This is a genomic window from Pseudonocardia sp. (assembly GCF_025465255.1).
GTDB lineage: Bacteria > Actinomycetota > Actinomycetes > Mycobacteriales > Pseudonocardiaceae > Pseudonocardia.
In genome coordinates this window covers 1-12,330 of record NZ_JAODNI010000155.1, presented here as the reverse complement: position 1 = coordinate 12,330, position 12,330 = coordinate 1, and the positions used below count along the sequence as shown (strand labels likewise).

Annotated in this window: 16 protein-coding genes; 9 read left to right on the top strand and 7 right to left on the bottom strand. The window is 73.3% G+C overall.

The window, feature by feature from the left end; all coding sequences use genetic code 11:
• Positions 1-47: 47 nt before the first annotated feature.
• Both JWP64_RS18770 and mscL read left to right on the top strand, forming a co-directional pair.
• Entirely contained in the window at positions 48-704 is a 657-nt protein-coding gene (locus tag JWP64_RS18770; protein ID WP_366890210.1) for an SAF domain-containing protein, read from the top strand.
• Positions 705-729: 25 nt separating this feature from the next.
• Complete coding sequence (mscL, locus tag JWP64_RS18765; protein ID WP_297498960.1) at positions 730-1,149, top strand: large conductance mechanosensitive channel protein MscL; 420 nt, start codon at positions 730-732, stop codon at positions 1,147-1,149.
• A gap of 13 nt (positions 1,150-1,162) precedes the next feature.
• Here mscL and JWP64_RS18760 read toward each other — a convergent pair whose 3' ends face one another.
• The gene (locus tag JWP64_RS18760; protein ID WP_297498907.1) at positions 1,163-1,339 is read right to left on the bottom strand and encodes a hypothetical protein; all 177 of its coding nucleotides are present in this window, start codon (positions 1,337-1,339) and stop codon (positions 1,163-1,165) included.
• Positions 1,340-1,433: 94 nt separating this feature from the next.
• On the opposite strand from JWP64_RS18760, the gene JWP64_RS18755 reads away from it, so the two are divergent.
• On the top strand, positions 1,434-1,895 hold the full coding sequence (locus JWP64_RS18755; protein WP_297498904.1) for an antitoxin: 462 nt from the start codon (positions 1,434-1,436) through the stop codon (positions 1,893-1,895).
• A gap of 33 nt (positions 1,896-1,928) precedes the next feature.
• On the opposite strand, the gene JWP64_RS18750 is transcribed toward JWP64_RS18755, so the two are convergent.
• Together JWP64_RS18750 and JWP64_RS18745 are read right to left on the bottom strand one after the other, a co-directional pair.
• Positions 1,929-2,429, bottom strand: a complete 501-nt coding sequence (locus tag JWP64_RS18750; protein ID WP_297498901.1) for a MogA/MoaB family molybdenum cofactor biosynthesis protein — start codon at positions 2,427-2,429, stop codon at positions 1,929-1,931.
• A gap of 193 nt (positions 2,430-2,622) precedes the next feature.
• Positions 2,623-4,008, bottom strand: coding sequence for a trypsin-like peptidase domain-containing protein (locus JWP64_RS18745; RefSeq protein ID WP_297498898.1), 1,386 nt, complete (start codon positions 4,006-4,008; stop codon positions 2,623-2,625).
• 269 nt (positions 4,009-4,277) lie between these two features.
• On the opposite strand from JWP64_RS18745, the gene JWP64_RS18740 reads away from it, so the two are divergent.
• From JWP64_RS18740 to JWP64_RS18730, 3 genes are read left to right on the top strand one after another with little or no spacing between them, the layout of a single operon-like run.
• Positions 4,278-4,877 carry a helix-turn-helix domain-containing protein gene (locus tag JWP64_RS18740; RefSeq protein ID WP_297498958.1) on the top strand — a complete coding sequence of 200 codons (600 nt, stop codon included), beginning with the start codon at positions 4,278-4,280 and terminating at the stop codon, positions 4,875-4,877.
• Positions 4,867-5,541, top strand: coding sequence for an SRPBCC domain-containing protein (locus JWP64_RS18735; RefSeq protein ID WP_297498892.1), 675 nt, complete (start codon positions 4,867-4,869; stop codon positions 5,539-5,541). The genes JWP64_RS18740 and JWP64_RS18735 overlap by 11 nt, the downstream gene beginning before the upstream one ends.
• Entirely contained in the window at positions 5,538-5,855 is a 318-nt protein-coding gene (locus tag JWP64_RS18730; RefSeq protein WP_297498889.1) for a VOC family protein, read from the top strand. Before JWP64_RS18735 ends, JWP64_RS18730 begins: the two co-directional genes overlap by 4 nt.
• Before the next feature lie 90 nt (positions 5,856-5,945).
• On the opposite strand, the gene JWP64_RS18725 is transcribed toward JWP64_RS18730, so the two are convergent.
• The 3 genes from JWP64_RS18725 to JWP64_RS18715 all read right to left on the bottom strand — a co-directional run bounded on the left by JWP64_RS18725 (position 5,946) and on the right by JWP64_RS18715 (position 9,014).
• Positions 5,946-7,307: a HAMP domain-containing sensor histidine kinase gene (locus JWP64_RS18725; protein ID WP_297498956.1), complete on the bottom strand. Its 1,362-nt coding sequence runs from the start codon at positions 7,305-7,307 to the stop codon at positions 5,946-5,948.
• Between the two features lie 62 nt (positions 7,308-7,369).
• On the bottom strand, positions 7,370-8,071 hold the full coding sequence (locus JWP64_RS18720) for a response regulator transcription factor (RefSeq protein ID WP_297498886.1): 702 nt from the start codon (positions 8,069-8,071) through the stop codon (positions 7,370-7,372).
• 67 nt (positions 8,072-8,138) lie between these two features.
• The gene (locus JWP64_RS18715; RefSeq protein ID WP_297498883.1) at positions 8,139-9,014 is read right to left on the bottom strand and encodes an NAD(P)-dependent oxidoreductase; all 876 of its coding nucleotides are present in this window, start codon (positions 9,012-9,014) and stop codon (positions 8,139-8,141) included.
• Positions 9,015-9,158: 144 nt separating this feature from the next.
• On the opposite strand from JWP64_RS18715, the gene JWP64_RS18710 reads away from it, so the two are divergent.
• Positions 9,159-9,851 carry an SGNH/GDSL hydrolase family protein gene (locus JWP64_RS18710; protein ID WP_297498880.1) on the top strand — a complete coding sequence of 231 codons (693 nt, stop codon included), beginning with the start codon at positions 9,159-9,161 and terminating at the stop codon, positions 9,849-9,851.
• On the opposite strand, the gene JWP64_RS18705 is transcribed toward JWP64_RS18710, so the two are convergent.
• The gene (locus tag JWP64_RS18705; protein ID WP_297498877.1) at positions 9,838-11,037 is read right to left on the bottom strand and encodes an MFS transporter; all 1,200 of its coding nucleotides are present in this window, start codon (positions 11,035-11,037) and stop codon (positions 9,838-9,840) included. The genes JWP64_RS18710 and JWP64_RS18705 overlap by 14 nt on opposite strands.
• 103 nt (positions 11,038-11,140) lie before the next feature.
• On the opposite strand from JWP64_RS18705, the gene JWP64_RS18700 reads away from it, so the two are divergent.
• The gene (locus JWP64_RS18700; RefSeq protein WP_297498874.1) at positions 11,141-11,590 is read left to right on the top strand and encodes a nitroreductase/quinone reductase family protein; all 450 of its coding nucleotides are present in this window, start codon (positions 11,141-11,143) and stop codon (positions 11,588-11,590) included.
• A gap of 342 nt (positions 11,591-11,932) precedes the next feature.
• A partial coding sequence (locus tag JWP64_RS18695; RefSeq protein ID WP_297498872.1) for a class I SAM-dependent methyltransferase occupies positions 11,933-12,330 on the top strand: 398 nt, incomplete at its 3' end.

The window sequence follows — 12,330 nt, the reverse complement described above, 5'->3', positions numbered from 1 at the left end:
CACCGTCGTCCCCCTAGCCTTCGAAAATCGAGGCGCAGGGGGTTGTGGTGGACGAACGGGTGGGCGGGATCGCGCCGCGCTGGCGGCAGCGGGCCGGTGAACTCCTGCACAGTCCGGGTTGGCGGCGGAGGGCGCTGCTCCGCCGTGGCCTCGCCCTCGTGCTGCTCGTGCTGGCCGGGATCCTCGCGCTGACCCCCGCCAGGCCCGGCGTCGACGTCGTCGTGGCCGGGCGGGACCTCCCGCCGGGCGCCACGATCTCCGCCGCGGACGTGGTCCTGCGCAGCTGGCCCGCCGATCTCGTGCCGGGCGGGGCGCTACGCGCCACGGCCGACGTCGACGGGCGGGTGCTGGCCGGCGCGGCCCGCGCCGGGGAACCCCTCACGGACCTGCGCCTCGCCGGGCCCGCGCTCGCGGCCGGCGCGACCGGGCTACCGGACGCGACGGGAGTCCCCGTGCGACTGGCGGATCCGGACGTCGCGGCCCTGCTCGGGCCGGGGAGCCGGGTGGACGTCGTCACCACGGCCGCGGACGGCGCCGAAGCGGTTCTGCTCGCCGCCGATGCGGTGGTGCTCACGGTCCTGGCGGACGACGGGCGCGGCGCCGCAGGTCGCGGCCGTCTCGTGCTCGTGGCGCTGCCGAGGGAGATCGCGACGCGCGTCGCCGCTGCGTCGCTCTCCGCTCAGGTGGCCGTTACCCTCCGATGATCGAGATCATCCGAGGGGGATGCACATGCTCAAGGGGTTCAAGGACTTCGTCCTGCGCGGCAACGTCGTCGACCTGGCCGTCGCGGTCGTCGTCGGTGCGGCGTTCTCGGCGATCGTCACCGCGTTCACCGCCGGCATCATCCAGCCCCTGGTCAACGCGATCACGCCGCCGTCGAGCCCGGGCCTCGGCCTCCAACTGGTCCCCGGCAAGCCCCGCGCGTACATCGACTTCGCCGCGGTCATCACCGCCGCGATCAACTTCCTCATCGTCGCCGCGGTCGTCTACTTCGTGATCGTGATGCCGCTCAACGCGCTCAAGAACCGGCGCAAGCGGGGCGAGGAGCCGGGCCCGGCCGAGCCGACGGACGTCGAGCTGCTCGCCGAGATCCGGGACCTTCTCCGGGCGCAGGCCGCGACGGACGGGGACGGCAGGCACCAGGCGTGACCTGAGGGCGCGGTCAGTCCGTGTCGACGTGATGCGGCGGCCGGTTGGCCTTCAACCACTCCTCGTCCGCCCGTTCGGCCCCGGGGCGCTCCGAGGCGTCGTCCGCCAGTTCGTCCCGGGTCACCGACGGCAGCGCGTCTCCGAAGATCTCGTCCAGCTTGCGGCGCATCTGATGCGGCAGTTCTGCCATCTCTCCATGGTGCCGTATCCGCCGGGCCGGGCGATTCGGTGCCACCATGGTCCTCAGTGGCCCGACCGGCGGGCTGACGAGACCGAGGGACGCCATGGGATTCCTGGACAAGGTGAAGGAGATCGCGGACACCGCCATCGAGAAGGCGGGTCCGTACGCGGAGAAGGCCAGGGAGAAGGCCGGCCCGTACATGGACAAGGCCGCGGAGAAGGCCGGGCCGTACGCCGAGAAGGCCAAGCCCTACGCGGAGAAGGCGGCCGTCAAGGCCAAGGAGGGCCTCGGCAAGGCCGCCGAGAAGGCGGACAAGGCCACCGGCGGCAAGTACAGCGAGCAGATCGGCACGGTGAAGGGCAAGGTCGGCGAGGTGCTGGACCGCGGCACCACCGGTGCAGCGGACCCAGCCCCGAACGTGGGGTCGCCGTCGGGGGGCCCGACGCCCGCCGCGCCGACCGGGACCACCGGCACCGCGGACACCCCGACGTCCACGGGGACGCCGATCACGCCCTCCGCCCCGGCCGCGGGTCTCGACGACACCGACGAGGGCACGAAGGCCTGATCCGAGGTCCCGGCTGCAGCGTCGCGGCCGGGATCAGTCCTCGGCGAGGCCGGAGAGCTCGCCGATCACGTGCGCCACCAGGGGGCTGAGCGTCGCCATGCCGTCGCGGACCGCGGCGCGTGAGGACGCCAGGTTCACCACCAGCGTGCTGCCCGAGACGCCGACGAGCCCACGGGACAGACCCGCGTCGACCGCACCCGCGGCCAGCCCGGACGCCCGGATCGCCTCGGCGATCCCGGGGATCGGCCGGTCGAGGACGCCCGCGGTCGCGTCGGCGGTGACGGCCCGCGGGGACACGCCGGTGCCTCCGACGGTGATCACCAGGTCCACGCCGCCGATCACGGCCGTGTTCAGCGCGTTGCGGATCGCGACGGCCTCTCCGGGGACGACGACGACGGCGTCGACGACGAGGCCGGCCTCCTCGAGCAGTTCCTTGACCAGCGGGCCCGTGGCGTCCTGACGTTCGCCGTGGCTCACCCGGTCGTCGACGATCACCACGAGGGCACGGCCGATCTGCGGTGGCGCCATCTCCATGTGCTCACCGTAGTGGGGCGTGGACCGGAGCACGGCGGGGGGCCGCGCCGACGCTGGGAGGGGGTTCCGGCGCCGACGCGGCCCTTGCGAGTCCCGGCGCGCGGGGCACCACGTTCCGGGACGGGCCGAACACCATCATGTTCCCGGTGCGCGCGTCAACGAAACCCGAGGGAGACCGGTCCGAACCGGACGGTCACCCGGTCCGGCCCTCCAAAGTGACCTGGACCTGACGGGCGCCGAGGAACAGCGTGACGACGTCCCCCGGGGCGTGGTCGCGGACAGCCGCGACGAGCTCGTCGGAGTCCGTGACCACGCGGTCGTCGATCCTGGTCACGACGTCGCCGGGGCGGATCCCGGCCCGCTCCGCGGGTCCGCCGGGGTTCACCTGACCGACGACCGCGCCGCCCGTCGCGGGGACGCCGACGCTGGTCAGGCTCAGCCCGAGCGCGGGCCGCGTCGCCTTGCCCGTGCGCTCCAGCTCGTCCGCGACGCGCTTGGCCTGGTTGATCGGGATCGAGAAGCCGACGCCGATCGAGCCGCCCTGCGCGCCGCCGGTGCTCGCGATCGCCGAGTTGATCCCGACGACCCTGCCCTGGACGTCGACGAGCGGGCCGCCGGAGTTGCCCGGGTTGATCGCGGCGTCGGTTTGCACGGCGTTGAGGACCGTCGCGTCGCCGCCGGTTTCGCCGCCGACGCTCACCGCCCGGTCGAGCGCGCTGACGATGCCGGTCGTGACGGTCCCGCCGAGCCCGAGGGGCGACCCGATTGCGACGACCTGCTGCCCGACCCGCAGTGAGTCCGAGTTGCCGAGCTCGATCGGCACGAGGCCGGTGGCGCCGTCCGCCCGAACGACGGCGATGTCCGAGCTGGGATCGGTGCCGATGACGCGGACCGGCACCGCCCGGCCGTCCTGCAGCACGGCGGTGACCGTCGCCCCGGCCGCGGCGCCCTGGACGACGTGGTTGTTGGTGAGGATCAGCCCGTCGGCGCTGAGCACCATGCCGGAGCCCTCGCCCTCCGTGCCGCGGCTGCCGGCTCCCTGGCCGTCGACCTTCAGCTGGACCACGCTCGGCAACGCCTTCGCCGCGACGGCCTCGATCGGCCCTTCGGACGGGTCGACCTGCGGCAGGGGCACGCTCAACACGCCCCGGTCGCCCCCGTCGCCGCGGCTTGCGAGGGCGTAGCCGATGCCGCCCCCCACGGCCCCGGCGAGCAGCGCGATCGCCAGCGCCCCGACGAGCGGGACGAGCCAGGCGGGACGGGAGCGGCCGTCCTGCAGGCGGTGGTCCGGGGGCCGGGGGTCGTCCGCGAGGGCGTGCGCCGGTTCGCGATCCGCCGGCGCGGCCTCGGCCTCGGTCCTCCCTGTGGACTCCCGGGACGCCGCGGACGGGACCGCGGGCTCCGCGGACGGGACCGCGATACCTCCCGGCGGGGTCGGCGCCTCGGCCGCCCGGGCCTCGGCCTCCGCCGCCGATGACCCCGGCCCGGGTTCCGCGGCGAGCGGGACGCCCGGTGCCGGCGTCCCGGGAGCCGGGGTGTTCGCGACCGGCGTCCCCCACGCCGGACTCCGCGGGGGCACACCCTCCACGGCAGGAGCCCCTTCCCCCGGCGTGCGCGGGGCTTCACCGGACCCGGGCGTCCCGCCGATTGGCTCGTGCTCGCGAAGGGGGTCGGGGGCGGCGCCGCCGCGGGCATCCGTCATGTGCTCTCCGTGTCCGGATCCGGGGGCCGGCGGACCCGGCCCGGAGGTGTCAGGAGGGTATGGCCAACCCGGGCCGACCGCTCGGCCACCCACCGACAACAAAGCTTGTCTTGACAGTTGTATTCGTCGGTGGCACGGTCGTCGACGTGCAGGAGACGGCGGTGATCGCGGACCCGGCCGCGGCGGCGGTGGCGTTGGACCCCGTCCGGGCGCGGCTGCTCCGCGAGCTCGCGGAGCCCGCGTCGGCCACCACGCTGAGCCTGAAAGTGGGCCTGACCAGGCAGAAGGTGAACTACCACCTGCGCGCGCTGGAGGCGCACGGCCTCGTCGAACTCGTCGAGGAGCGGCGCAAGGGCAACATGACCGAGCGTGTGATGCGGGCCTCGGCCGGCGCCTATGTGATCTCGCCCGAGGCGTGGGCCCTGGTCGCCCCGGATCCCGCCCGCGCGCCGGACCGGCTGTCCGCGCAGTGGCTCCTCGCGGTCGCCGCGCGGCTTCTGCGGGACGTGGGCACGCTGATCCTCGCCGGCACCCGGGCCCATAAGCGGGTCGCCACGTTCGCCCTGGACGCCGAGGTGCGGTTCGCCTCCGCGGCGGACCGCGCGGCGTTCACTCGGGAGCTGACGGACGCCGTCGGCGGCCTCGTCGCGCGCTACCACGACCAGGGGGCCGAAGGCGGCCGCCGGCACCGCGTCGTCGTCGCCCTCCATCCCTCGATGACCCCGGAGGACCCGGATGCCACGTGAGTTCGAGATCCGCCGCGAGGTCGCGCTCCCGGCCACTCCTGAACAGGTGTGGGCCGCGATCTCCACACCCGACGGGCTCGCGGGCTGGTTCATGCCGATGGACGTGCGCAGGGACGCCACGGTGGAGGTCGACAGGGCGCCGGAGCGGCTGAAGTGCCGCGCCGGGACGGACGCGTTCGAGTACGTGATCGAGGGCCGGGACGGCACGACCGTCCTGCGGTTCGTCCACAGCGGGGTCCTCGGCGACGACTGGGACGACGAGTTCGAGGGCATGACGGCCCTCGGCTGGAGCATGTACCTGCACAGCCTCGGCCAGTACCTCCGCCACTTCGCCGGCCGCCCGGCCCTCTACGCCGACGCGGACGCCCCCGCGGACCCGGCCGTCTGGCCCCGCATCCGCGCCGCCCTGGACGTCGCCGCCGTCGGCGATCCCGTCCACCTCGAGCTCGACGGCCGGGTCCTCGACGGCGAGATCGACTACCTGACGGACCGATACGTCGGCCTCCGCACCGGCGACGCGCTCGTCCGCTTCCACGAACGGTCCGCGATCGGCCTGCCGGTCGCGGTCGGGCACCACCACTTCGGCCCCGGCGAGACCGCCGGGGCCCTCACCGAGGCCTGGCGGGACTGGCTCGCTGCCGTCGCCCGAGAGGACCATCCATGACCGCCCCCGCGCAGAAGATCACCCCGTTCCTGATGTTCACCGGTGCCGCGGAGGAGGCGATGACCTTCTACACCTCGCTCTTCGACGACGGCGAGATCCTCGAGATCGAGCGCTGCGGCCTCGGCGAGCCCGGCGCGGAGGGCAGCGTCCGGCAGGCGCGGATGGTCGTCGCCGGCCAGCAGGTGATCTGCGTGGACAGTGCGATGTCGCACGACTTCACGTTCACGCCGTCGGTCTCGCTGTTCGTCCGCTGCGACTCCACGGACGAGCAGGAGCGCCTCTGGAAGGCCTCTCGGACGGCGGCGCGCCGCTGATGCCGTTGGGCGACCACGGGTTCGGCTCCTTCGGCTGGACCAACGACCGGTTCGGGGTCTCCTGGCAGCTCGCCCTGGCCTGAGGTCGGGCTAGGCCGGCCGCCGCCCGGGCAGCCGCAGGCTCAGCAATGCACCGCCCTCCGGCGCCCGCGCTGCCCACACCGCCCCGCCGTGCCGCACCGCCACCTGCCGGACGATCGCCAGGCCGAGCCCGGAGCCGGGCATCGTCCGCGAGGTGTCGGCGCGGTAGAAGCGGTCGAACACCCGCGGCAGGTCCTCGTCCGCGATGCCGGGGCCGGAGTCCGCGACCTCCAGGACGACCGTCCACTCGTCGACCGGGACCATCGAGACTCGCACGGTGCCGCCCGGCGTGCTCCACTTCACCCCGTTGTCCAGCAGGTTCAGCACCGCGCGCTCCAGCGCCGTCGAGTCCCCGATGAGGGTCCAGGGCATCAGGTGCACGTCGAAGGTGACGTCCGTGGTGGCCCGGCGGCGGGCGCGTTCGAGGGCCCGGTCCACGACGTCGGTGAACTCGACGGGCTCGATCATCACCATCTGGGGGTCGTCGCGCGCGAGCTCGACGAGGTCCCCGACCAGCTGGGTCAGCTCCTCGACCTGCCCGCGGACGTCGTCGACCATCTCCCGGCGGTCCTGCTCCGGCAGGTCCGGGGCGCCGGGCCGGGCCGCCGCGGCGAGCAGCTCGAGGTTGGTGCGCAAGGAGGTGAGCGGGGTCCGCAGCTCGTGTCCGGCGTCCGCGACGAGCCGGCGTTGCTGTTCCTGCGACGACGCGAGCGCGCCGAGCATCTCGTTGAAGCTGACGGTGAGCCTGGCCAGCTCGTCCGAGCCGGAGACACGGATGGGCCGCAGGTCCCCGGTGGACGCGACGCGCTCGGCGGCGGTCGTGAGGCGTTGTACCGGGCGCAGCCCCGCACGGGCGACGGCGACGCCCAGCGCGGCCGCCAGCACGATGCCGACCCCGCCGATCACGGGCAGGGCGATCGCGAGCTTCGCCAGGACCTGCTGGGTGGGCTCGAGCTTCTGCGCCATGACCAGGGCGCGGCCCGGACCCGCGGCGACCGCGACGACCTCGTAGTCCCCGGCCGTCCGCACCGAGTAGGGCCTGACCCCCTGCGCGACCTCGAGCTCCGTCTGGCTCAGCGGTGGCGAGGACGCACGCGCCTCCGCGGACTGCGCGAGGCCCGACGAGTAGAACAGCGCGATCCGGATGTCCCCGGCGCCGAGCACCTCGGGCGAGGTGGTGGCGAGCTGCTCCGGATCCGCCAGCGCGCTCTGCGCGGCGGCCGTGGCCCGCTGCAGCAGGTTGTCGTCGAGCGTCTCGAAGATGCTCTGCCGGACGATCAGGAAGACCGCCGTGGACACGAGCACCACCACACCCGCGGCGACCCCGGCGGCGAGGATCCCGATCCGGGCGCGCAGGCTGAAGCGGTCCAGGCGCTGGGAGCGGCCGTGCGGATGATCCTGGTCGGTGCGGTGCTCGGCGGGACCGGCAGCCGTCACGGCGGGGACTCCCGCAGCACGTAGCCGACGCCCCGGACGGTGTGGATCAGCCGGGGCTCGCCGTCGGCCTCGGTCTTGCGGCGCAGGTAGCCGATGTAGACCTCCAGCGCGTTGCCGGTGGTCGGGAAGTCGTAGCCCCACACCTGCTCGAGGATCTGCGCCCGGCTCAGCACCCGGCGGGGGTTGGTGAGCAGCAGCTCCAGCAGCGAGAACTCGGTCCGGGTGAGGCTGATCCGGCGCTCGCCGCGGCGGACCTCGCGGGTGTCCGGGTCCAGCGAGAGGTCCGCGAACTCCAGCGGCTTGCTCAGCCCGGCCGCGGCCGCGGCGATGTCGTCGACGGAGCGGCGGCGCAGCAGCGCGCGGAGCCGGGCGAGCAGCTCCTCGAGGGCGAAGGGCTTGGGCAGGTAGTCGTCCGCGCCGGCGTCCAGGCCGGCGACCCGGTCCGACACGGCGTCCCGCGCGGTGAGCACGAGGATCGGCAGCTCGTCGCCGGCCGCGCGCATGCGCCGGCACACCTCGAGACCGTCGAGGCGGGGCATCATCACGTCGAGCACCATCGCGTCGGGGCGCTGGGCCAGCAGCGAGTCCAGGGCCTGCTGGCCGTCGCTCGCCAGCTCCACCTGGTAGCCGTTGAACGCGAGCGAACGGCGCAGGGACTCGCGCACCGCACGGTCGTCGTCGACGACGAGGATTCGCATGCGGCCAGTCTCTACCGACCTTCTGAGACGGGCCTGAGAACCCCCCGTGGTCACATCGCGAGACGGGTCACTCGTCGAAGCTGGCGTAGTAGGCGCCGGCGATGTCGTCGTCCCCGTGGCCGCGGTCGGCGGCGCGGTGGAAGCGCTCGAGGGCGGCCGGGGCGAGATCCAGCCGGACGCCCGCGTCCAGCGCAGCCCCGGTGATCAGGCCGAGGTCCTTCGCGCCGTTGCGCACGGTGAAGCTCGCGCTCATGTCTCCGGTCAGGATCGCCTCGGCCTTCACCCGCAGGTAGGGCAGGTCCAGCGGGCCGCCCTCGACGGCGTCGAGGAACGCCTGCGGGTCCACACCGAGGCCCTTGGCCAGGGCGAGCGTCTCCCCCACCGCCGCGGTCAGCTCCAGCACCCAGTTGTTGGCGACGAGCTTGAGCCGGCTCGCCGTCGCCTCCTCGGCCTTCTCCCCCAGCCAGACGGTCCTGCTCCCCACGGCCTCGAAGACGGGGTCGAGCACCGCCCGAGCACTCGACGGTCCCGCCGCGAAGATCTGCAGCTGTCCTGCCTCGGCGGGACCCTTGGTCCCGAGCACCGGCGCGTCGACCGGCACCAGTTCGTGCTCCCTCGCGAACGCGACGAGATCGTTCAGTGGAGCGATTCCCACGGTCGTCATCTGGGCCCAGACCTGACCGGGCCGCAGACCCGCCGCCGCGGACCGCATGACGTCGAGCACGTGGGAGCCGTCGCCGAGCATCGTGACGACGACGTCCGCGCCCCGGACCGCATCCGCAGGGGCCTCCGCGAGCCGCGCCCCGTCGTCGACGAGGGGCCGGGCCTTGTCCGCGGTCCGGTTCCAGACGGTCAGCGGCAGGCCCGCGGCCAGGATGTTGCGCGCCATCCCGCTGCCCATGATCCCGGTGCCCAGCAGTGCGACGCTCGGTGTGTCGGTCATGGCTGCGACGCTAGTGTCCGCGGGCAGGGGCCGCCGCGCTCCGCGGGCGATACGGGCGGATCATCCGGTGCGGAAGTGTGTGATCTCGTGGGACGAACACCCGCTCACGGGCCGCGGCCACCGAGTCCTGGTTCACTGGATCGCGTGCCCGAATCCCTCCCCGCGGACTTCGCGTTCTCCAACCTGACGGGTCGGCCACCGGGTCCGGTCGTGTCGTTCCTGTCCCGCCTCCTGCCCGGGGTGCGCGACGTCCAGGCGCAGACCGCCCCCTACGCGCAGGCCTGGGCGGAGCACAATCCCGAGGCGCTCGTCGCCACCGGCCCACTGTGGGTGGTCCTCGGGGACTCGATGTCCCAGGGCATCGGCGCCAGCCGGTACGACCGCGGCTGGGTCGGGCAGCTCGCGCCGTCGCTGCCCGGCCACCGCTGCGTGAACCTGTCCATGAGCGGTGGCCGGATCCAGGACGTGCTGGATCTCCAGCTGCCCGCCATGGCGTCGCTCGGCGTGGAGCCGGCGCTCCTGACGGTGATGATCGGCACGAACGACCTGATGAGCCCGCCGCACCGGGGCGGCGCGGCCCGGCGGCTGAGCACGCTGCTGGACCGGCTCCCGCCCGGGACGATCATCGGCAACCAGCCCGGCCGGTACTCGGATGCACTCGAGTTCAACCGCCTGATCGACGAGGCGGTGGTCCACCGGGGCCAGGTCCTCGCCGAGTTCCGGGACCCGCGGATGCGGGGGTGGAAGGGCCGGCTCGCCGCCGACCACTTCCATCCCAACGACGCCGGCTACGCGGTGATGGCCGAGATCATCGGCGAGGCGCTCACCCGGCGCTGACCAGCGCGTCGTCGCCGACCTGGGAGCGTGCGCGGCGCTCCCACCAGCCGGCGAAGAGCGCGATCGCGCCCCCGAGGAAGGCGAGCCCGGCCGCGACGAAAGCCGGCGCCGTGTAGCCGAACCCGGCGGCGATCACCAGGCCGCCGAGCCAGGCGCCCATGGCGTTGGCCGCGTTGAACGCCATGTGCATCGCGCCGGAGGCCATGTGCGGCGCCTCTCCCGCCCCGTTGATGATGCGCAGCTGGATCCCCGGGATGGTGCCGAACACCGAGACCGCGAAGAGGAACAGCACGATCGCCGCGGTGACCCGGTTCTGCAGCGCGGGCACCAGCAGCAGCGCGAGCACGACGTCGAGGCCGAAGAACAGGACCACCGCGCGCACCGGGCCGCGGTCCGCGAGCCGCGCCCCGACCAGGTTGCCGACGGTCATGCCGATGCCGAACAGCGCGAGGATCAGCGTGACGGCGGCCGGGGAGTAACCGGCGACGTCGGTGAGCATCGGCGCGATGTAGCTGTAGACGGAGAACAGCGCCGCGCCGCCGACGATGCAGACCAGCAACGTGATCCACACCGGGAAGCGGCGGAGCGCCTTGATCTCCTCGATCAGCCGCGGCGCGGCCACCCCGCGCACGGCCGGCACCGCGAACGTCACCGCGGCGGCGGCGAGCAGCGCGATCAGCCCGACGACGCCGAACACCCATCGCCAGCCGACGATCTGCCCGAGCAGGGTGGACGCCGGGACCCCGAGGATGTTCGCGACCGTGAGCCCGGAGAACATCATCGCCATCGCCCGCGCCTGCTTCGACGGGTCCACCAGGCGGCCGGCGACGATCGCGCCGATGCCGAAGAAGGCGCCGTGCGGAAGGCCGGCGAGGAAGCGCGCGACCAGCATCCAGCCGTAGTCCGGGGCGATCGCGGAGAGCAGATGGGCCCCGCCGTAGACCGCGATGAGGACGACGAGCGCGGTGCGCCGCGGCAGCGTCGAGGCCGCCGCGATCAGCAGCGGGGCTCCGACGACGACACCGAGCGCGTACGCCGAGATCAACGTGCCCGCGTGCGGGATGCTCACCTGCAGGCCCGTCGCCGCCTCGGGCAGCAGGCCCATGATCGCGAACTCCCCGGTGCCGATCGCGAACGCCCCGAGCGCCAGTGCCAACAGTGCCCATCGGACGTGCGTCTTCGTCATCCGTAGTCCCCCCTTCCGCCTTTCCGATGCCGAATGTCCACGGTAAGCGCGGACGAGCGGCAACTCGGTGTCCGATCGATCACCCCCGCGCTAGGGTCCGGCAATGCAGAAGCCCCCGCCCGCGGACTCGCCGTTCTGGAAGCTCTTCCACCTCGCGACCCGGGTGAACCTGCTGCTGTTCCGGGCCACCAAGGGGAAGGTCGGCGGCCGGCTCGGATCGTCGCCCGTCCTCGTGCTGCACCACGTCGGCCGGAAGTCCGGCCAGGCGCGGGTCAGCCCGCTGAACTACCTCGACGACGCCGCGAACCTCGTTGTCGTGGCGTCGAAGGGCGGTACGGACGCCAACCCTGCCTGGTTCCACAACCTCATGGCGATGGACTCCACCGAGGTCGAGCTGCCGGGCGGGGAGAAGCGCCGGGTGCGGCCGCGGGTCGCGGAGGGCGAGGAGCGGGACGCCCTGTGGCCGCGGCTGGTGGAGATGTACAAGCCGTACGAGGAGTATGCGAGCTTCACCGAACGCCGGATCCCGGTGGTCGTGCTCGAGCCGGCCTGAGGGCGGCGGCTAGAGTGTCCTCGCACGCCCTCGTAGCTCAGGGGATAGAGCACCGCTCTCCTAACGCGAACCAGGCTCGCTTCCTGCCTGTGTGTTTCCCTCGGAACCCTCGATCACCAGCCCACCCGCTGCCACGTCGTGTCAGCGGGTGTCGGGCTGTCCCGGCCCTGATGTGCCCCAGATGTGCCCCGCCAGCCCGACCGGCGCGGAACTGTCGGCGCCGAGTGCTATCCCTGACTCCATGCCACCACTGAACCAGCGCGCCCTGGAGCCGCGGCCGTGAGTCAACGTCCAGGGTCTTGGCCTGCCGATCTTGACATCGTTCGCGATTCCTACGACCGCGTGGCTGACAACTACGTGGACATGGTGGCGACGACGAGCCTCGGCGACATCCGCGCCCAGCCTTGGCTCCGTGCCGCGATGGATGTCTTCGCCGACGCAGTCGGCGGTCTGGGCCCGGTGCTCGACGTCGGCTGCGGACCGGGCGCCGTCACCGCCTACCTGGCCGAACGCGGGCTCGACGTCTCGGGAGTGGACCTGTCACCCCGCATGATCGAGGACGCGCGTCGTCTCCATCCGGAGTGCACGTTCAGCGTCGGGTCGTCGACCGACCTCGATCTGGCCGAGGCGTCGTGGGGAGGGTTGCTGGGCTGGTGGTCGTTGTTCAACCTGCCTCGGCACGTCCTGCCGCAGGTGCTCTCGTCCTTCGCCAGAGCACTGGTACCAGGTGGTCAGCTGAT

Coding starts and splice junctions, on each gene's coding strand:
- mscL (WP_297498960.1), top strand. CDS start 730: ATGCTCAAGGGGTTCAAGGACTTCGTCCTGCGCGGCAACGTCGTCGAC.
- JWP64_RS18760 (WP_297498907.1), bottom strand. CDS start 1,339: ATGGCAGAACTGCCGCATCAGATGCGCCGCAAGCTGGACGAGATCTTC.
- JWP64_RS18755 (WP_297498904.1), top strand. CDS start 1,434: ATGGGATTCCTGGACAAGGTGAAGGAGATCGCGGACACCGCCATCGAG.
- JWP64_RS18750 (WP_297498901.1), bottom strand. CDS start 2,429: ATGGAGATGGCGCCACCGCAGATCGGCCGTGCCCTCGTGGTGATCGTC.
- JWP64_RS18735 (WP_297498892.1), top strand. CDS start 4,867: ATGCCACGTGAGTTCGAGATCCGCCGCGAGGTCGCGCTCCCGGCCACT.
- JWP64_RS18730 (WP_297498889.1), top strand. CDS start 5,538: ATGACCGCCCCCGCGCAGAAGATCACCCCGTTCCTGATGTTCACCGGT.
- JWP64_RS18720 (WP_297498886.1), bottom strand. CDS start 8,071: ATGCGAATCCTCGTCGTCGACGACGACCGTGCGGTGCGCGAGTCCCTG.
- JWP64_RS18715 (WP_297498883.1), bottom strand. CDS start 9,014: ATGACCGACACACCGAGCGTCGCACTGCTGGGCACCGGGATCATGGGC.
- JWP64_RS18705 (WP_297498877.1), bottom strand. CDS start 11,037: ATGACGAAGACGCACGTCCGATGGGCACTGTTGGCACTGGCGCTCGGG.
- JWP64_RS18700 (WP_297498874.1), top strand. CDS start 11,141: ATGCAGAAGCCCCCGCCCGCGGACTCGCCGTTCTGGAAGCTCTTCCAC.